18 protein-coding genes and 1 pseudogene are annotated in these 19,043 nt (G+C 60.3%); 11 read left to right on the top strand and 8 right to left on the bottom strand.

The window, feature by feature from the left end:
* Positions 1-5: 5 nt before the first annotated feature.
* The 4 genes from JFT91_RS04710 (at position 6) to rsd (ending at position 3,798) form a co-directional block, all read left to right on the top strand.
* Positions 6-1,148 (top strand): uroporphyrinogen-III C-methyltransferase, encoded by a 1,143-nt coding sequence (locus JFT91_RS04710; RefSeq protein ID WP_201231697.1) that lies wholly within the window; start codon positions 6-8, stop codon positions 1,146-1,148.
* Positions 1,145-2,383: a heme biosynthesis protein HemY gene (locus tag JFT91_RS04705; RefSeq protein WP_201229193.1), complete on the top strand. Its 1,239-nt coding sequence runs from the start codon at positions 1,145-1,147 to the stop codon at positions 2,381-2,383. Before JFT91_RS04710 ends, JFT91_RS04705 begins: the two co-directional genes overlap by 4 nt.
* Before the next feature lie 220 nt (positions 2,384-2,603).
* The gene (locus JFT91_RS04700; RefSeq protein ID WP_201231696.1) at positions 2,604-3,155 is read left to right on the top strand and encodes a disulfide bond formation protein B; all 552 of its coding nucleotides are present in this window, start codon (positions 2,604-2,606) and stop codon (positions 3,153-3,155) included.
* A gap of 184 nt (positions 3,156-3,339) precedes the next feature.
* Entirely contained in the window at positions 3,340-3,798 is a 459-nt protein-coding gene (rsd, locus tag JFT91_RS04695) for a sigma D regulator (protein WP_201232237.1), read from the top strand.
* Positions 3,799-3,855: 57 nt separating this feature from the next.
* On the opposite strand, the gene JFT91_RS04690 is transcribed toward rsd, so the two are convergent.
* Positions 3,856-4,521, bottom strand: a complete 666-nt coding sequence (locus JFT91_RS04690) for an FKBP-type peptidyl-prolyl cis-trans isomerase (RefSeq protein ID WP_201229188.1) — start codon at positions 4,519-4,521, stop codon at positions 3,856-3,858.
* Between the two features lie 192 nt (positions 4,522-4,713).
* On the opposite strand from JFT91_RS04690, the gene JFT91_RS04685 reads away from it, so the two are divergent.
* Positions 4,714-5,835 carry an AlgP family protein gene (locus tag JFT91_RS04685; protein ID WP_201231695.1) on the top strand — a complete coding sequence of 374 codons (1,122 nt, stop codon included), beginning with the start codon at positions 4,714-4,716 and terminating at the stop codon, positions 5,833-5,835.
* Here the strand turns inward: JFT91_RS04685 and JFT91_RS04680 are convergent.
* Positions 5,832-6,293, bottom strand: a complete 462-nt coding sequence (locus JFT91_RS04680) for a TIGR02444 family protein (RefSeq protein ID WP_201231694.1) — start codon at positions 6,291-6,293, stop codon at positions 5,832-5,834. The two genes, JFT91_RS04685 and JFT91_RS04680, sit on opposite strands and share 4 nt — an antisense overlap.
* A gap of 50 nt (positions 6,294-6,343) precedes the next feature.
* On the opposite strand from JFT91_RS04680, the gene JFT91_RS04675 reads away from it, so the two are divergent.
* The 3 genes from JFT91_RS04675 to JFT91_RS04665 all read left to right on the top strand — a co-directional run bounded on the left by JFT91_RS04675 (position 6,344) and on the right by JFT91_RS04665 (position 9,623).
* Entirely contained in the window at positions 6,344-8,254 is a 1,911-nt protein-coding gene (locus JFT91_RS04675) for an ATP-binding cassette domain-containing protein (protein ID WP_201147872.1), read from the top strand.
* A complete protein-coding gene (locus JFT91_RS04670) occupies positions 8,254-8,835 on the top strand; it encodes a mechanosensitive ion channel family protein (protein WP_201229179.1) in 582 nt (193 codons plus the stop codon). Before JFT91_RS04675 ends, JFT91_RS04670 begins: the two co-directional genes overlap by 1 nt.
* 155 nt (positions 8,836-8,990) lie before the next feature.
* A complete protein-coding gene (locus JFT91_RS04665) occupies positions 8,991-9,623 on the top strand; it encodes a LysE family transporter (protein ID WP_201231693.1) in 633 nt (210 codons plus the stop codon).
* 191 nt (positions 9,624-9,814) lie between these two features.
* Here JFT91_RS04665 and JFT91_RS04660 read toward each other — a convergent pair whose 3' ends face one another.
* From JFT91_RS04660 to JFT91_RS04640, 5 genes and pseudogenes are all read right to left on the bottom strand, one after another.
* Positions 9,815-10,558, bottom strand: coding sequence for a penicillin-binding protein activator LpoB (locus JFT91_RS04660; protein WP_201231692.1), 744 nt, complete (start codon positions 10,556-10,558; stop codon positions 9,815-9,817).
* A gap of 3 nt (positions 10,559-10,561) precedes the next feature.
* Positions 10,562-11,149, bottom strand: a complete 588-nt coding sequence (gene lpoB, locus JFT91_RS04655) for a penicillin-binding protein activator LpoB (protein WP_201231691.1) — start codon at positions 11,147-11,149, stop codon at positions 10,562-10,564.
* A gap of 36 nt (positions 11,150-11,185) precedes the next feature.
* Positions 11,186-11,560: a YcfL family putative periplasmic lipoprotein gene (locus JFT91_RS04650; protein ID WP_011336502.1), complete on the bottom strand. Its 375-nt coding sequence runs from the start codon at positions 11,558-11,560 to the stop codon at positions 11,186-11,188.
* Between the two features lie 15 nt (positions 11,561-11,575).
* Positions 11,576-12,970: a COG3014 family protein gene (locus JFT91_RS04645; protein WP_201198799.1), complete on the bottom strand. Its 1,395-nt coding sequence runs from the start codon at positions 12,968-12,970 to the stop codon at positions 11,576-11,578.
* Positions 12,971-13,178: 208 nt separating this feature from the next.
* Positions 13,179-14,584, bottom strand: a pseudogene (locus JFT91_RS04640) (COG3014 family protein).
* Positions 14,585-14,714: 130 nt separating this feature from the next.
* Here JFT91_RS04640 and JFT91_RS04635 point away from each other — a divergent pair.
* From JFT91_RS04635 to JFT91_RS04625, 3 genes are all read left to right on the top strand, one after another.
* A complete protein-coding gene (locus JFT91_RS04635; protein ID WP_201231690.1) occupies positions 14,715-15,614 on the top strand; it encodes a LysR family transcriptional regulator in 900 nt (299 codons plus the stop codon).
* An 85-nt stretch (positions 15,615-15,699) separates the two neighbouring features.
* On the top strand, positions 15,700-17,595 hold the full coding sequence (locus JFT91_RS04630) for an FTR1 family protein (protein WP_201231689.1): 1,896 nt from the start codon (positions 15,700-15,702) through the stop codon (positions 17,593-17,595).
* A 102-nt stretch (positions 17,596-17,697) separates the two neighbouring features.
* Complete coding sequence (locus JFT91_RS04625; RefSeq protein ID WP_201229167.1) at positions 17,698-18,153, top strand: YaiI/YqxD family protein; 456 nt, start codon at positions 17,698-17,700, stop codon at positions 18,151-18,153.
* Positions 18,154-18,308: 155 nt separating this feature from the next.
* Here the strand turns inward: JFT91_RS04625 and elbB are convergent, their stop codons facing one another.
* Positions 18,309-18,977, bottom strand: coding sequence for an isoprenoid biosynthesis glyoxalase ElbB (elbB, locus tag JFT91_RS04620; RefSeq protein ID WP_201231688.1), 669 nt, complete (start codon positions 18,975-18,977; stop codon positions 18,309-18,311).
* Positions 18,978-19,043: the final 66 nt, after the last annotated feature.

Below are 19,043 nucleotides of genomic sequence, written 5' to 3'. Positions count from 1 at the left end.
GATACGTGAGCGAAACAGCCTTGCCTAAAGATGACGTGCAACCTGTGTTGGAAAAGCAGGTTGAAACTCCACCACCGGCCAAAGAGCCGCGCCGAGGCAATGGACTGGCCATCGTCGCCCTGTTGCTCGGTGCTGCCGGGGTTGCGATCGGTGGCTGGGGTGTCTGGCAGGTGCGCCACCTGCAAAGCAACACTCAACAGCAGTTGGGTCAGGTGCAGGCGCTGAACGATCAGGCGCAGAGCCTGAAGCTCAACGATCAGCGTCTGACCGAGCGCCTCGCGCAGTTGCCGGGTGCCGACGAACTTGCCGAACGCCAGCGTCTGGTCACGCAACTTCAGGGCGATCAGCAACGCCTCAATCAACGTCTGGAAACAGTGCTTGGCGCCAGCCGCAAAGATTGGCGACTGGCCGAGGCCGAGCACTTGTTGCGCCTGGCCAGCCTGCGCCTCTCGGCGTTGCAGGACATCAGCAGCGCTCAAGCGCTGGTGCAGGGCGCTGACGAAATCCTTCGCGAGCAGAACGATCCAGGGTCCTTCGCCGCCCGCGAGCAAGTGGCGAAAACGCTGGTGGCGTTGCGCAGCACTGCGCAGCCGGATCGCACTGGCTTGTTCCTGCGCCTCGGTGCTTTGCGGGATCAGGTCATCGATCTCACCGAGTTGGCCCCGGAATACAAGGATCGCGGCGAATCGCTGCTCGGCCTGACTGCCGACGGTGACGGCGCCAGTCGCTGGGCGCAGTGGTGGGATCAAATCTCGCGTTACATCCGTATCGATTTCAACGCTGACAAGAACGTGCGACCACTGCTGGCCGGACAAAGTCTGAGTCAGGTGCGCCTGGCCCTGAGCCTCGCGTTGGAGCAGGCGCAATGGGCCGCTCTCAATGGGCAGGCGCCGGTGTATACCCAGGCTTTGGCCGAGGCGCGTGACGTCCTCAAGGGCAACTTCAATCCGGACAATGCGCAGAGCAAAGTGATGCTGGAACAGATGGCGGAGCTGAGCAAAGAGCCTGTCACGGTCAATACTCCGGATCTGGCCGGCACTCTCAGTGCAGTGCAGGCGTATCTGGAACGGCGCAACGTCAACGCCGAAGAATCGGTGAAGCCCTTCGCCAAACCTGCCGCCAACACCGCGCAGGAGGCCACCCCATGAAACGCCTGTATGTGATTGTGTTCCTGGTGATTGCTGTGACGGCGGCGCTGGGGCTGGCCATTGCTCAGCATTCCGGTTACGTGCTGGTTGCCTACAAGAGCTTTCGCTATGAGTCGAGTCTGTGGGCGACCCTGGCAGTCATCGCCGTGCTGTGGCTGCTGATCTGGGGCATCAAGGCGTTGGTTGAATTGGTGATGACCTCCAGCGGCGTGGTCAATCCATGGTCGCGACGCAACCGCAGCCGTCGCGTGCAAGTGGCGATCGAGCACGGTCAACTGGACTTGGCCGAAGGTCGTTGGGCCAGCGCGCAACGTCATCTTCATCGCGCCGCTGAAGCCGAGCGCCAACCACTGCTGTATTACCTCGGCGCTGCTCGTGCTGCTAATGAACAAGGTCACTACGAGGAATGCGATCAGTTGCTTGAACGTGCCCTGGAGCGGCAGCCGCAGGCCGAGCTGGCGATTGCCTTGAGCCATGCGCAGTTGCAGACCGATCGTGGCGACACCGACGGGGCACTGGTCACGCTGCAAGCGATGCATGAACGCCATCCGCACAATGCGCAGACATTGCGTCAGTTGCAGCGTCTGTATCAGCAGCGGGGTGAATGGTCGTCGGTGATTCGTCTGCTGCCGGAGCTGCGCAAGGATAAAGTCCTGCCCAAGGCCGAACTGGCTGAACTGGAACGGCGCGCCTGGGGCGAGAACCTGTCGCTGGCGGCGCAGCGCGAAGAGGACGGCACGGTTGGCCTGCAATCGCTGAATCGAGCCTGGCAACAGCTGACATCGGCGCAACGCCAGGAGCCGCCGCTGGTGCTGGCGTACGCCGAACAACTGCGTCAGCTCGGCGCTCAGGTTGAAGCCGAAGAAGTGTTGCGCACCGCTATAAAGCGCAACTACGACAGCCATCTGGCGCGTCTGTACGGTCTGGTGCGCGGCAGCGATCCGGCGCGTCAGCTGCAAACCGCGGAAGGCTGGCTCAAAGAGCATCCGGCCGATCCGAGCCTGCTGTTGACCCTGGGCCGCTTGTGTCTGCAAACCAGCCTGTGGGGCAAGGCGCGGGATTATCTGGAAAGCAGCCTGCGTGTGCAGCGCAATCCTGAAACCTGTGCAGAGCTGGCGCGTTTATTGGCGCAGTTGGGTGACACCGAACGCAGTAACCAGTTGTTCCAGGAGGGCCTCGGTCTTTTGGATGAGCGTCTTCTGGCGGCACCCTTGCCAGTGCCTGCTCGCGCCTGAAATCACGGGGGAGTTGGCTTCCCCCGTACACCTTCTGCGACTGAATAATTACCCGCCAATTGGCCTCAAAGGCAAAATCCTACGTCTTGCTTCACCTTTTCCTCTCCACTCTGTCGGGATTTCCCTACACCTTTGCTGAAGTGTCGCCAGCCCCTTGCCTTGAAAGGCTGACGCGCTTTCCTCTACCGTAACTGCCTGTCTCTACTGTTACGGAAAAGCCATGTCGTTGGCCTGCTCACGCTCCTTGTTTTTCATGGCTTTCACTGCGGGGGCCGTTGCCCTGGGAGCTTCTTATTACCTTGAATATGCGGTTGGCCTGGTGCCGTGCAGTCTGTGTCTGGTGCAGCGATTGTTCATGACGCTGCTGACAGCCTGTTGCGGGCTGGCGGCAGTGCATGGCCCCAAGCGTGGCGGCTTGTGGCTTTACTGGCTGCTCGCGCTGGGCGCGAGTCTGGGTGGCACCACCGCAGCCTGGCGGCAAGTATTGATCCAGAGTGATCCGGTGTTGCAATTGATCAAATGCACCCCGGATCCGCAGACGCTGTTCAGCGGCTTGCCCTGGATCTGTGCGTTGCAAAAGATGTTTGAAGGTGGTGCCGATTGCGCTGAAATATCCTGGACGCTGTTTGACTTGAGCATCCCGGAATGGAGTCTGCTGTTCTTTGTCGCGGTGTCGACGCTGGCGTTTTTTCAACTCATGCGGCTGGTCTGGAATGCTCTGCAGCGACCGCTCAGCGGCGAAGCGTCGCACCGAGGGCTGGTCAGGGATTAAACACTTGTATGAACTTTATCTCCTGCGTACCTTGAAGCCATAGGCGTGCGGGCATAATCTGGCCCGCACGTGTCATTGGATTTATGTTGCTCGATGACGCTCTGCCCGGCCGCCCTCCAAGCGATAAACCAGAAGAGAGGCGCGGGTGTAGAGCAGCATGACCCACAAGGGAAGAGAGATCGCCATGCTCGAAAGTTGTCAGAATGCTCAGGAACGTTGGGGTGGAGTTCATCTGCTGATCGACCGCTGGTTGCAGGAGCGTGAAGAGCTGATTGGCGCCTACGACAAACTCGGTGACCAGCCTCAAACGTTGTCCGAGAGCCGCAAGCCCTTGCAGGAATTCTGCGGTGTCCTGGTCGATTACGTGTCGGCTGGGCACTTCGAAATCTACGAACAGCTGACGGGCGAAGCCAAGGCGTTCAACGACAAGCGGGGTCTCGAGCTTGCCGAAACGCTCTACCCGCGCATCGACGTCATCACCGAGAAACTGCTCGCGTTCAACGATCTGTGCGATGAAGGCAAGTGCGTTGTCGAGAAGTTCAAGGAACTCGGCGGTCTGCTCCACGAGCGCTTTGAGCTTGAAGATTGCCTGATCGAAGTGCTGCATACAGCACACAAGGAAGAAGATCCGGTTCAGGCCTGATCCAGGTCCCGATCAAAAAAACGGTGCGCCCAAAGCGCACCGTTTTTTATTGCCTGCTCAACTCGTCGCGCCGCGCAATTCCACTTCAAACACCAGCGGTGTGAACGGTGCGATCAAGTCACCGGCACCATCTGCGCCGTACGCTTGATCCGATGGAATCACCAGTCGCCATTTCGCACCTACCGGCATGTTCTGCAACGCGGTGCGCCAGCCAGCGATCACGCTGTCGAGGTTGAACCACTGCGGCTGAGTGTTCTGATCGAACACGGTGCCGTCCGGCAACCGCCCGATATATAGCACCTGCACTTTTCCATCGGGGCCCGCCTTGGTACCAGTGCCTGGCGTCAACTCGGTCAGCAGGATGCCGTCGGCCAATTCCTTCACACCCGGTTTGGCTTTTTCTGCGGTGAGAAAACGTTGTTCGTTTTCCATCGCAGCATCGCTCGAGGGTTGTGAGGAATGCTCGGCATTCTGCGATTCGTGATCGGCCAGAATCTGCTCGATGCGTGCTTCGCTGAGCGCCAGCGGCTTGCCTTGATAGGCCTGCTGCAAGCCTTCGATCAACGCCTGAATCTGTAGCTGCGGGACTTCCTGACGCAGCCGTTCGCCGAGGCTGGCGCCGAGGCTGTAAGCAAGATCGTGAGCGTCATTCGCGGTGGTTTTGTCGTCGGCCTGGGCCGCCGAAAAAACCATGCAGAGGGATAAAAAAAGGTAGCGCGACATGGGCACTCTCCAACCTGAGATGCGGTGGATTATGCCAGCGCAAACGTCTGCAACGGTGAACTGCTTTTGTCTTGTTGAAGAACATTTTCACTTCGGTGCAACGCAACGGAATTGATACTGTCAAGATGACCTAGCGGCGGTAGCAGCAGAGGTCTAGTATGAGCCGCACTCACGTCAGCCAGGAGGTAAACCATGTCGGCCACCAAGAAGCCTGTAAATACTCCGTTGCACTTACTCCAACAACTCTCGGGCAGCTTGCTCGAGCATTTGGAAAACGCTTGCTCGCAAGCCTTGGCTGATGCTGAAAAATTGCTCGCCAAACTGGAAAAGCAACGCGGCAAGGCGCAAGAAAAACTGCACAAATCCCGCACCAAATTGCAGGACGCAGCTGCCGCCGGTAAAGCCAAGGCGCAGACCAAAGCCAAAGGCGCAGTGAAAGAACTCGAAGACCTGCTCGATGCCCTGAAGGATCGTCAGTCCGATACCCGCAGCTACATTCTGCAACTCAAGCGCGATGCCCAGGAAAGCCTGAAACTGGCCCAGGGTGTTGGCCGCGTTCAAGAAGCTGTGGGCAAAGTATTGTCGACTCGCTCGGCTAAACCAGCGGCGGCACCGGCGAAGAAAGCAGCAGCCAAACCGGCAGCAGCCAAGGCTCCGGCAAAAGCAAAAACTGCGGCGGCCAAACCAGCTGCAAAAGCTGCTACTAAAACTGCGGCCAAGCCAGCTGTAAAAGCGCCGGTGAAAGCGGCTGCAAAACCTGCAGCGAAAAAACCCGCTGCAGCGAGCGCTGCAAAACCAGCGGCTAAAACCACTGCGGCAAAACCTGCTGCCGCCAAGCCAGCTGCCAAAGCTGCCGCTGCAAAACCGGTTGCCAAACCGGCCGCTAAACCCGCTGCCAAAGCTGCAGCAAAACCAGCAGCAAAACCTGCTGCTAAAACTGCCGCTGCCAAACCGGCTGCCAAACCAGCTGCAGCCAAACCCGTTGCAAAAGCTGCGGCAAAACCCGCCGCCAAGCCGGCCGCCAAACCGGCAGCCAAGCCAGCCGCCACTGCTAAACCAGCGACTGCTGCCGCCAAGCCTGCTGCTGCAAAAACAGCCGCCAAGCCTGCTGCAAAACCTGCCGTGAAAAAGCCAGCCTCTGCCAAACCAGCTGCCGCCAAACCGGCCATTGCACCAGCCGCCAAGCCTGCCGCAGCGGCAACTTCGGCTGCTCCAGCGGCACCTGCTCCAGCCGCTACTGCCTCGACACCTTCGACTGCGCCAACGCCAGCCGCTGCGTCGAGCGTCAGCAACAATCCAACCAGCGCCTCCTAAGTGCCGGTTACCGCGACGCGCAGCACTTGCAGCGCGTCGCGGTTCGGGCTGGTGGCCGCTCCCGCCAGGCTTTCCAGCCAGGTGTTTGAACCTGCGACGTTTCGCGTCCACTCCTGCGCCATACCTTCAAGCCGTGACAGCAATGCTCGCTCAGCCTCAAGCTCGAGTGATTTGAGCTGCTCGCGCATACCCTTCAGCACCGGATCTTCAGCTGCCAGGGTTTTCCATTGCGTGCGCAAGGCCCGCAGCGGCTGCACGACCTCCACATCCCAAGGCCCCACCAGCATTGCCAGTTGCCGCGCGCGTTGTTCGTCGTAGGCCACACCGCGTTGTTCCAGCCATAGACCGCACAGCAGCAGGCAGACATTGGCGCCCGCCGTCTGCAATTGCAGGCAAGCGTGTTCCACACCCGGTCGGGCGTAGGTGGCAAGGGAAAAGCTCCACAGGTCAGAGGACATCGTGCTACTCGCGCCAGTTGTGAGCGAAGCTGGTAGACTCCGCCGCCATTATGATCCGACTTCAGAACCTGACTTTACAGCGTGGCCCGCAACGTCTGCTAGAAGACGCCGAGCTGACCCTGCACGCCGGCCACAAAGCCGGCCTCATCGGTGCCAACGGCGCCGGCAAATCGAGCCTGTTCGCCTTGATTCGGGGTGAATTGCACCCGGACTCGGGTGACTGCTACTTGCCGGCCGACTGGCGCATCGCCCATATGCGCCAGGAGATCGAGACGCTCGAACGTCTGGCGGTCGACTATGTGCTCGATGGCGACCTGCGTCTACGCGAGGTGCAACGTGACCTCGCTGCCGCCGAGGCTGCCCATGACGGTGCCGCGCAGGCCCGCCTGCACGCCGAACTCGACAGCGCCGACGGCTACACCGCCGATGCGCGCGCGCGCAAATTGCTCGCCGGTCTCGGTTTCACCAATGAACAGATGGATCGTCAGGTCGGTGATTTTTCCGGCGGCTGGCGGATGCGTCTGAATCTGGCGCAGGCCTTGATGTGCCCGTCGGACTTGTTGTTGCTCGACGAACCGACCAACCACTTGGATCTCGACGCGATCATCTGGCTCGAAGAGTGGCTGAAAAGCTACCCGGGCACCTTGCTGTTGATTTCCCACGACCGCGATTTCCTCGACGAAGTCGTCGACCACGTGGCGCATGTCGATCAGCGCAAAATCACCTTGTATCGCGGCGGCTACACCGCGTTCGAACGCGCCCGTGCCGAGCGTCTGGCCCAGCAGCAACAGGCCTACGAGAAGCAGCAGGCGCAACGTGCGCACATGGAAAGCTACATCGCCCGCTTCAAGGCCCAGGCGACCAAGGCCCGTCAGGCGCAGAGCCGGATCAAAGCGCTGGAGCGGATGGAAGAGTTGTCGGCGGCCCACGTCGATTCGCCGTTCGATTTTGTCTTCCGCGAATCAACCAAGATCTCCAGCCCGCTGATCGACCTGTCCGACGCGCGTCTGGGCTACGGCGATAAAACCATCCTCGAGAAGGTCAAGCTGCAACTGACCCCGGGTGCGCGGATCGGTCTGCTCGGCCCGAACGGTGCGGGTAAGTCGACGCTGATCAAGAACCTTGCCGGCGAGCTATCACCGATCGCCGGGCGCCTGACCCGTGGCGAGAACACCGTGGTCGGCTACTTCGCTCAGCATCAGCTCGATTCGCTGGACTCCAAGGCCAGCCCGTTGTTGCACATGCAGCGACTGGCGCCGACCGAGCGCGAGCAGACCTTGCGTGACTTCCTCGGCGGTTTCGACTTCCGTGGCGCGCGGATCGACGAGCCGGTGCTGAATTTCTCCGGTGGCGAAAAGGCTCGTCTGGCCCTGGCGTTGATCGCCTGGGAACGTCCGAACCTGCTGCTGCTCGACGAACCGACCAACCACCTCGACCTGGAAATGCGCCTGGCACTGACCATGGCGTTGCAGGAATTCAGCGGCGCGGTATTGGTGGTGTCTCACGATCGGCACTTGCTCAAGAGCACCACCGACAACTTCTACCTGGTTGCCGATGGCAAGGTCGAAGAGTTCGATGGCGACCTCGAAGATTACGCGCGTTGGCTGGTGGAATACCGTCAGCGCAATGCGCCGGTCAGCAACACCCCGGTCAACCCGGACAAGACCGACAAGAAGGCTCAGCGTCAGGCTGCCGCTGCACTGCGCCAGCAACTGGCGCCGCACAAGCGTGAAGCCGACAAGCTCGAAGCCGAGCTGGGCAAGCTTCACGAGAAGCTCGCCAAGGTCGATGCCAGCCTCGGCGACAGTGACATCTACGAGCCGGCGCGCAAGCACGAATTGCGTGATCTGCTGGCCGAACAAGCCAAGCTGAAAGTGCGCGAAGCCGAGCTTGAAGAGGCGTGGATGGAAGCGCTGGAAACCCTGGAAAGCATGCAAGCGGAGCTGGAGGCGCTGTCCTGATGGAAGCGTTCCAGCTGCCGTTGCCAGCCGTGTGGATCGAGCCGATCTGGCTCGGCGTGCAGATTCTGCTGATCCTGCTGGCCGGTTACATTGCCCAGCGCTTTGTCGCCAAATGCCTGACCCGGTTGGGCGAACGCTATCCGTTCCCGCCGCAGTTGCTGATGCCACTGCGTGGCGTGCTGCGCTGGCTGATCATGGGCAGCGCGGTGATCTTTGTACTGGAACGCCTCGGCGTGTCGGCCACGGTGTTGTGGACCGCGTTGTCCGGTTTTGTTGCCGTGGCGGCGGTGGCGTTCTTCGCGATGTGGAGTGTGCTGTCGAATCTGTTGTGCGCGATTCTGATCTTCACCGTTGGGCCGTTTCGATTGGGCGATATCGTCGAGCTGGTGGACACCACGGACAAGCCCGGTGTGAAAGGGCGGGTGGTGGCGATCAATCTGCTCTACACCACGTTGATCGAGGCCGAGGAATTGGGCACCGGTAGCGCGATGGTGCAGGTGCCGAACAGTCTGTTCTTCCAGCGCTCGGTGCGGCGTTGGCGCGGGACGGATGTGTTTCCTTCGAGCGGCTTCGAAAAGTAAGTCTTGAAGCAAGATCAAAAGATCGCAGCCTGCGGCAACTCCTACAGGGTAAACGTCAATCCTGTGCAGGAGTTGCCGCAGGCTGCGATCTTTTGCTTTTAGGCCCAAACCGCATTAGCTTGGACGTCTGTGACGATTCAGAGTCGAGGTGTGCGATGGAGCTTCAAACATGGCTGGCGTTTTTCGCCGCCTGCTGGGTGATCAGTCTTTCTCCGGGCGCTGGCGCCATTGCGTCGATGTCCAGCGGTCTGCAATACGGTTTCTGGCGTGGCTACTGGAACGCCCTCGGCCTGCAAATCGGCCTGGCGGTGCAGATTGCGATTGTCGGCGCCGGCGTTGGCGCGATCCTGACTGCTTCGGCTACCGCGTTCCATGCAATCAAATGGTTCGGTGTCGCTTACCTGGTTTATCTGGCGATCAAGCAGTGGCGTGCGCTGCCTATGGACATGAGCGATGACGCGGCGGTGCGGCCGATCGGCAAGCCGCTGGCATTGGTGTTCCGTGGTTTTCTGGTGAACATCAGCAACCCCAAGGCACTGGTGTTCATGCTGGCGGTACTGCCGCAGTTCATCAATCCACATGCACCGCTGCTGATCCAGTACGTGGTGATCGGCGCGACCATGATCTGCGTCGACCTGATTGTGATGGCGGGATACACCGGCCTGGCGTCGAAAGTGCTGCGCTTGTTGCGCACACCGACGCAGCAGAAGCGGATGAACCGCACGTTTGCCGGGCTGTTCATTGGCGCTGCGGCGTTTATGGCGACGTTGCGCAAAGCAGCGGTCTAAAGCTTTCGGGCAGAAAAAAGGCGACCTCATGAGGTCGCCTTTTTTTGTGCCTTTCTGGCGAGTGAGCTTTTGTGGCGAGGGGATTTATCCCCGTTGGGCTGCGAAGCGGCCCCTTCTTTCAAGATCAAGAGGGCCCGCTGCGCGAGCCAACGGGGATAAATCCCCTCGCCACAGGAAGCCCGCATCCAAGATCAGCGCAAGATCATTGGCGCCGTATCGCGCGGCAGATTGTTGCGCTGTGGCGCTTCACGCGGCTGTTCATAACCGCCACCACCGAGCTGCATGCTCAGTTGCCCGGCCACGTCCTCACCCAATGCCTTTGACACATCGCGAACCACCCGTGGGCGGTTCAGCGAGATTTTGATGTCGCGATGGTTCACCAGTTTGGTGTCCTGCGCTTCACCCATCGCCGTGAAGGCCGAAGTGATCTCGAAGGTCTTGGTGTTGATCAGGCTGAAATCTGCCACCAGCGTCAGGCCCAGCACCGCCGAATAGCTGTCGGTATTCGCCAGCTCGTTGATGTCCTGGGTGAAGTCGATGTCCGACACCGTGCCGAACAGAACATAGTCGGCACCCTTGAAGTTGCCGGCCTTGATCCGCTTGATCACATCGTAGATGTCACCCTTGGACGACGCGGTGTACGGCGTGCCCTGCACCAGTTGGAACATGCCGGTACGCAGAATTTCACCCTTGATGTCGCCGGTGAATTTACGCAGCTCGGTCTGCTCGATGTAGCTGGTGGTGGCTTCGATCTCGTTGTAACTCGAAGAACCGCTGGAGCTGTAGTAACCCTCGCGATGATTGCTCTGGGCCGAAACGATGTGGATGTATTGCTCCACACGTTCCTGGTACGCCAGATCCGTCACCGCGACTTTCGGGGCCGCTTGCACGCTGAACGCGCAAGCCAGGGCCATCATGCCAATCCATGCGCGCATCGATTAACGCTCCGTGGTTTTGCGGATCTCTTTTTCGTCCATCCACTCGGCCAGACCGCTTTCCACGTCGATCAATTGCAGGCTGAATTTGTAGAAGACGTCCTTGTAATCGCTGCTGCGCTTGACGATCGAACTGATCGAACCTTCGATGCGGTACTTGGCAGCCACCATGTTGCCGGTCTTGGCCACGGTGCTCTTCTTGTACAGACCGCTCTGGTTCTGCAGCTTCAACTGGTCAACCTGGCTTTGCATCGCGTTGTTGTCGCTGGCGAAACGGGCAACACCGGTTTTCATCAGCTGGGTCTTGATGCTGGTGGTGATTTCGCGGGTATCGATGTACTCGCTGGTCTTGTTCTTCACGTCGTAGACCTGAACCACAGGACGGTTCTGCAGAATGCCGGATTGCGCCAGCGAGCGGGTCATCGACTCGGCGATCATTTGCAGGTCGGTCGAACCGAATTCGTTGGTTACGGTTTCAACCGCTTTGGTGTCGCCGTAGCTGATGTTCTTGCTGCCCAGGGTCGGCGAAGTATTGGCGCAACCGGAGGCCAGCAGGGCGATGACAGCGATGCAGGAAAAGCGTGCAAACATGGCAATGTTCTCTAAATCAGGAATAGGGGGGCGGGCTTAGGGCGTCTTGAGTTCCAGACGGAAGTCCACGGCTTTCGGCGTCGGGGCGATGCCCTGGATGAAGCTGGTCTGTGCGCCGTACATCATCTGGCTTTTCCAGACTTCTTCTTCGGCGATCGGGAAGCCTTCCGGGCCGAGCCAGGCGAAGCGGTAGTAGAACGTCTTGTTGCTGTTGAGGGTGTTGCTCAACTGCACGTTGACGGTCATGAAACCGTTTTCGCGAGCGACGCGCATGGCGCCGACGACGATGTGCTTTTGCGGGCCCATGGCCACGACTTTGCTCGCGGCGCTGCCCGGCTCAGGTGGTGGCGGGGTGGCGCAGCCGCTCGCCAGCAAGGCGAGGGCAGCGACGGCGATGAGTTTGAAGCGCATGCAAAGACTCCGTTCTTAAGGTTGTTTGAGGCTGGCGACGTTGGTCGCGCCGGCGCTCGGGACTACGTGTGCGGCGAGGCCGCCGGCGAATACCTGATTGCCCACTGCGCGCAGGCTGATCACCTGATAACGCTGATCGACGGTGACCTTGACCACCGAACCGCCCACGGCGCTCGGCAGGGTAACCTGATGCTCGCCCTTTTTCAGGCGCAGACGCACCACTTGGGTGTAGTCCGGCAGGGTACGCCACGTGCGGGTATCGGCACCTTCGAGCACAGCTGAAGAGATACCGACGGCCAAGCCAGCCAGTGGGTTGGTTTCGTTGATCTTCTTCTGCGCGACACCTTTGGTAATCGCGCGCACGGTGGTGCGTACGATGATCCCCGGCATGTCATCACGCAGGGCGCGACGCGACATCGCGGTGGTGCTGTTGAGGGCCGTCAGATCCACTTGCTGACCGTCGACACCAATTTGCGCAAACGTTGCGGTGGAAGTGTCCGGTTTGATGATCGGGAACGACAGCGGGGTGATCACCAGGTTGTTGGAGATTGGCAGTGGCAGTGGCACGCGGATCGAATCACGGGCCGGTGCCAGGCCGCTTTGCACCACGATCAGGATGTCGCTGTCGTCGGATTTGACCGGCTTGTCGAGGTTGACCAGCGCCTGTTCCAGCAGCGGCGTGTTCGGGCGCAGTTCGGCCGCTTTGCGGTAACCCGGCGCCGCCAGGTCTTTTTCACCCAGGGCTTCGTAGACGAAACCGGCCAGGTAATGGCTGAAGGCACTCTGGTAGCTGTTCTTCAGGCCGACCACTTCCGGCGCGTCGAGGCTGGCGACCGGGTAGCCTTGCAGATCCTTGTACTGAGTCTTGATGCCTTCTTTCTCGGCCTCTTCTTCGCTCTTGAGGTATTCCTTGTCACGCAGGTCGGCGATCACGGCTTCACGCTCGTGAGTCTTTTTGATCGCAGTGCGCGCGCCGTCGAAGTCGTTGACCGCCAGCAGGTTCAGGGCCATCTGCGTGGTCAGCATGACTTTTTCGTAGTCGTAGCCTTCGTAGCGACGCACCTTGTCGTTGACGATGAAGCTGCCGAACTGAGCGAGGTATTTACCGGTGTCGAGCTTGACCGAATCTTCCCACTGACCGACCACCTGATCGGCGCTGGTCCAGGCACTCTGGCTACCCGACAGGTCGCCCTTGGCACGCAGCAATTCACCTTTCTCGAAGTAATAGAGCAGGTCTTTGTCCGGGCCGCTGTTGTTCTTTTCCAGCAGGGTCAGGGCGGCGTCGACGTGGCCGCTGGCCAGTTGCTGGTTGGTCTGGGCCAGTTCGGAGTCGTAGTTGCGAAAAGCGGAACAACCGGACAGCAGAGTGACAGCGCTGAGCGCGATCAAGGTGGGAGCGCGGAATGCCATGGGGGTACTTCTTCCCTGGAGTAAATACAGCCGCGGATGCTGGTCGGGCTGGTATGACCCATCGACAGTGGCGCTGGCCTCCTGCCAATTCCTCATATCCTGAGGAGCTTTAATGCCGTTTCGCAATAGCGAGGGCGCGGCATTATAAGCGGGAGGTGATGGCTATGTAATAGCTTTTTAATTGCACTGGTTAGTTAGATGCCATTACTTATTTCGAGCTTGTTACTTTCTCTGGCAAAGGCGTCGCAGGTGCAACGAAAGCCGACCCCACGTAATAGGTCTGATCCCGGAACACGCGCAGATTGAGTATTTGATGATCCTTATCGACGCGCAAGGTAAGGGGATGGCCCGGGGGTAAATGGGGACGTCGACCGTGTGCAGCCCCTTTTTCAGACGCAAACGAGTGACGAGCGTCTTGTCGGGCAGGGCGCGCCAGGTGCGCGTGTCGGCCTCCTCGAGAGGATCCTTCTGTGTTACCACCAATGAGGCCTTGGCTGGATTGCGATCGTTTTCCTGTGCTTGGCCGATGGCGGCCAGATTGGCGCGGAACATGGCGCGCGAGATGATTTGCGGCATGTCATCACGCAGTGTTCGCATGGCCATGTCGGTCACGCTGTTGATGACCGTCAGCGGCTGTTTATGGCCATCAATGTTCAGGTGATTGAAGGTGGGGGTGACAGCGTCCGCAATCATCACCGGGAAGGATATCGGCGCAATGATCACCAGGTTTTCATTCAGTCGCACCGGAATCGGCACTTGCACCGAACTGCGAGCCGGTGCCAGCCCGCTTTGCACAATGATCAGAACGTCACTTTCATCGGCCTTCGCTGCAGGCTTGTCGAGATTACGCAGCGCTTTCTGGAGAAACGGCATGTCCGGGCGCAATTCGATGGCCTGGCGATAACCCGGCGCAGCGAGGTCACGCTCACCCAGGGCTTCGTAGGTGAAACCGGCCAGATAGTGGCTGAACGCACTCTGATAGCCGTTCTTCAGTTCGACCACTTGCGGCGCATCGAGTATGGCCACCGGATAACCTTCCAGATCTTTGTAACGCAGGGTTATGCCCTGGGTCTTGGCCTGTGCCTCCGCCTCTTCGTATTGCACTTCGCGCTGGCGGGCAATCAGGACTTCGCGTTCATGGGTCTTCTTGATATCTGCGCGGGCACCGTCGAAATCATTGACGGATAACTGGTTGAGGGCCATTTGCGTGGTCAGCATGACCTTTTCATAGTCATAGCCTTCGTAGCGCAGCAGTTTGTCGTTGACGAGCATGGTGCCCATTTCATTACCGAACCGCGTCAGCAACTTCATGGCACCGGAAGGATTGGCCTCTTCGCGCTGGAAAATCATGCGATCGGCGGTGCGCCAGTCTTCTTGGCTTTCGGGCAATGCACTGCCGGCGCTGAGAATGGCGCCTCTTTCCAGGTAATAAAGCAGATCCTTGTCTTCCCACGGGTTATGCCTTTCCATCAACGCCAGCGCACCGTAGAGATTGCCTTGGGTCATCTGATCGGTAGTCTGCTGCATCTCCAGATCGTAATTGCGAAAAGCGGCGCAGCCACTCAGATGCACGAGGACACTGAACAGCAGAAAAGTCGGCAGGCAAAGGCGCATGGAGGCGGGTTCTTCCTTGAACGGCAAGGGCGGGCAGATGGCGCATTATAGGGGCGGTTTGCGGATGTCGGTGCACCATGGATTGCGCTAGGCTTGCGTGCTCACCGATCAATTGAATCCCGGTATTTCAATGAATCAACTGCTGGCCATGCGTGCGTTTCGTTGCATCGTCGAGTGTCACGGTTTCAGCGCCGCCGCCGAGCGACTCGACACCACGCACTCGACCATTTCCCGGCAGCTGCAGCAACTGGAAGCCGAACTCGGCACACGGCTGATCAATCGCAATACCCGACGCTTCAGCCTGACCACGGCGGGACAGCAGTATTACACCGCCTGCGTGGACATTCTTGATCGACTGGACCAAGCCGCCATCGCAGTCGGGCAGGCCCATGAAAGCCCCAGCGGCGTCCTGCGTATCAGCGCGCCGATGGTGATCGGCACGCTGGAGCTGGCGAACTGGCTCCCGGCATTTCAACAACGTTATCCCGAGATTGAAGTCGATCTGTCCTGCGAAGACCGCTTTGTCGACCTGATCGCCGAAGGCTTTGATGTCGCGCTGCGTATCTGCGGGCCGCTGGCGGACTCGTCATTGGTGGCGCGATTGCTGACGGTCTCGGACATGTTGCTGGTGGCGTCGCCTGCGTATGTGGCCCGGCATGGCCTGGTGCGTCAGGTGCGGGAGTTGGCCGAGCATCAACTGTTGGCATTTACCGGCGGCAGCGACTGGTCGTTGACCGATGCGCGCGGAGCGATCACGGCGGTCAGGGCACAAGGTCACTTCAGGGCGGACTCGATCAGTTCGCTGCATGCAGCCGCGCTGGCGGGTGTCGGCATCGCCTCATTCACCCGGGCCACGGTGCAGGACGACCTGCTGAGCGGGCGGCTGGTGCAGATACTGCCCAACTGCACCCTCGGCCAGCGGCATTATTACGCGCTGTATCCGCATGCCCGACATGTCGCGCTGAAGGTCAAAGTGTTGGTTGATTTCATGGCCGAGCATTACCGGAACCTGACGGCGTCTACGCGTTAAACACCGCGAAACGCCGACAAAGCTTGAGAGAAACGTCGTCGGAGTGAACAATATGTAACTCTGTATTTCCCCTTGAGAACCCTTCATGACTGCCTCGTCCCGATTTCTGGCCTGGCTGGTGTTTCCGCTGTGCGCCCTGAGCAGCTTCAATCTGCTGGCCGACACAGTGGAAGGCGCGCCGCAAGCGCTGCACCTGCTCGATTACATCAGCGCCGATTACCCGCCGACGGTCGAGGCGGGAAAAATTCTCGATGACGCCGAATACCGCGAGCAGCTGGAATTCACTCAGGCGTTGCAGAGCCTGATCAGCGCGCTGCCGGCCAAGCCGGAAAAGGCCGCGCTGGAGCAGGGCGTCGATGCGCTGCACAGTGCGATCACGGCGAGGCAGGACGGTGCGGACGTCGCCCGTCAGGCGCGGCAACTGGGGGCGAAACTGGCCGTGGCCTATGAAGTCAGCCAGGCACCGATCATCACCCCGGACCCTGCACGTGGCGCGCCGCTGTATGCGCAAAATTGCTCGGTGTGCCACGGCGACAGCGGCGTCGGTGACGGCCCGGCAGCGCTCGGCATGGCGCCTGCGCCAGCCAATCTGCGGGAAGCTGCGCGGATGGATCACCTGAGCCTGTATGCGATCTACAGTACCCTCGGTCAAGGCGTCGAAGGCACCGACATGCCGGCGTTCGCCGATCAGCTCGACGATCGTCAGCGCTGGGATCTGGCCACCTACATCGCCGGCTTCAGCGCCGATGCGGCGGCCGCCAAGTCCGAGAAAACCTACAACATCGCCGACCTGGCGCGTCAGACCCCGGCCGAAGTACAGGCCGCCGAGGGCGCTCCAGCGGCGGCGACGTTCCGTGCGCAACGGGCGCAGCCGCCGCAGGTCAAACGTGGCCCGGCGCAGTTGCTCGACTACACCGCCGCGACGCTGGACAAGAGCCTGGCGGCGTACCGAGCCGGTGAGCACGATCAGGCCTATGACCTGTCGGTAGCGGCGTATCTGGAAGGTTTCGAGCTGGTCGAAAGTTCGCTGGATAACGTCGACGCCAACGTGCGCAAAGACACCGAAAAAGCGCTGATGGCTTATCGGCAATCGTTGCAGGACGGTTTGCCGGTCGAGCAGGCCGAGCAGCGCCTGGACGCGGCCAAGGCCAAGCTGAAGGAATCCGCCGGTCTGCTGGGCAGCGATGGCTTGAGCTGGTCTTTGAGTTACATCTCCGGGTTGCTGATTCTGCTGCGCGAAGGGCTGGAAGCGATTCTGGTGCTGGCGGCGATCCTCGCGTTCCTGCGCAATACCGGCCAGCAATCGGCGGTGCGCAGCGTCAACGTTGGTTGGGGGCTGGCACTGCTGGCTGGCCTCGGCACTTGGGCGCTGGCGGCGTATGTGATCGATGTCAGCGGTTCGCAGCGTGAATTGCTTGAAGGTGCAACGGCGTTGTTCGCCAGCGTGATGGTGCTGTGGCTCGGCGTGTGGATGCACGACCGTCGCCACGCGGCGGCCTGGCAGGATTACATCAAGAGCAGCCTGGTCGGTGGCGGCGGGCGCTTCGGCTTTGCGATCCTGGCGTTTTTCTCGGTGTATCGCGAACTGTTCGAAGTGATTCTGTTCTACGAAACCCTGTGGTTGCAGGCAGGGCCAGCCGGGCATGACGCGGTGCTGGCAGGCGGGGCGACGGCGCTGGTGCTGCTGGTCGGTCTGGCGTGGGTGATCCTGCGAGGCTCGGCGAAACTGCCGCTGACGTTGTTCTTCAGCATCAACGCCGCGCTGCTCTGCGCGTTGTCGGTGGTGTTTGCCGGGCATGGCGTGAAGGCGCTGCAGGAAGCCGGGATCTTCGGCACGCGGCCGGTGGCGTTCTTTGAATTTGACTGGCTGGGGATTCATGCCGACGCGTATTCGTTGACGGCGCAGGCGGTGGCGATCTTGGCGATTGTTGTGTTGTATGGGCGCAGTTGGGTGGCTGAGAAACGGCGAGTAACGGCCTGACAGCATTCGCTGCGCTCACATTCGCGGGCAAGCCTTGCTCCTACAATGAACGTTGTGGGAGCGTGGCTTGCCCGCGATGCTTTTTGGAATGAGGAAACGATGATGCGTGTATGGATCGATGCCGACGCCTGCCCTCGGCAAGCGAAAGATCTGGTGGTGAAGTTCGCCCTCAAGCGCCAGTTCGAGGTGGTGCTGGTGGCCGGGCAACCGCAGACCAAGCCGGGGCTGGCCATCGTCAAACTGATCGTGGTGCCGAGCGGGCCGGATGCGGCGGACGATTATCTGGTCGAGCACGCGGTGCCCGGTGAGCTGGTGATCTGCAGCGATATCCCGCTGGCGGATCGGCTGGTGAAGAAGGGCGTGGCGGCGCTGGATCCGCGCGGCAAAGAGTTTGATGCGCAGAACATGGGCGAGCGCTTGGCCGTGCGTAATCTCTTCACCGACCTGCGTGAGCAAGGTCAGATGAGCGGCGGCCCGGCGCCGTTCGGCGATCGCGAGAAGCAGGCGTTTGCCAATGCGCTGGACCGGATCCTCACCCGCCTGACCCGCAAACCCTGATTCAACCGGATCCCTGTGGCGAGGGGATTTATCCCCGTTGGCTTGCGCAGCAGGCCCCGCTCTTGAATTAAAACAGCGGGGCCGCTTCGCGCCCCAACGGGGCGGTGCGACGTTTCGCTAAATCCCCTCGCCACAAAGGATTTCAGCAGTTTCGGTCAGGCGTCGTTTTCGTGGGTCAGTTCGAGCACGCGGTCGACCAGTTTGTTGATGCCGGACGCCGCTTCACTGATGTTCTGCGCCAGCATGTAAGCCGGGGTGGTCACCAGTTTGCGTGCCTTGTCTTCGATGATGTCGCTGACGGCGCAATCTTCGTGGGTCGCGCCCATCTTGTTCATGGCGGTGGCGGTGTCGGCATCATTGCCGATGGTGCAGGTCACGCCCGGGCCGTAGATTTTTGCCGCAAGTGCCGGCGAGATGCACATCAGGCCGACCGGTTTTCCTGCTTCGGCAAACGCCTCGGCCAACGCCAGGACTTCAGGCTGAACGGAGCAGCCCGCGCCTTCGACGGCAAAGTTGGAAAGGTTCTTCGCCGCACCAAAACCACCGGGCACGATCAGCGCATCGAAGTCGTCGACGTCGGCCTCGCGGATGTCCTTGATGTTGCCACGGGCAATGCGCGCCGATTCCACCAGCACGTTGCGCGACTCGGGCATTTCTTCACCGGTCAGGTGATTGATCACATGCAATTGCGCGATGTTCGGGGCAAAGCACTGCACCTGCGCGCCGCGTTGATCGAGGCGCAGCAGGGTGATGACGCTCTCATGGATCTCGGCGCCGTCGTACACGCCACTGCCGGACAGGATCACTGCAACTTTTTTGCTCATGGGTTTCTCTCCAGATTCATGGCGCTAAATGTCCACTAAATTGTCGCGCGTTGCCATAGGGTTAAC

It is taken from the genome of Pseudomonas sp. TH08 (assembly GCF_016651275.1).
Classification (GTDB): Bacteria; Pseudomonadota; Gammaproteobacteria; order Pseudomonadales; family Pseudomonadaceae; genus Aquipseudomonas.
This window is presented reverse-complemented; position numbering and strand designations above follow the sequence as displayed.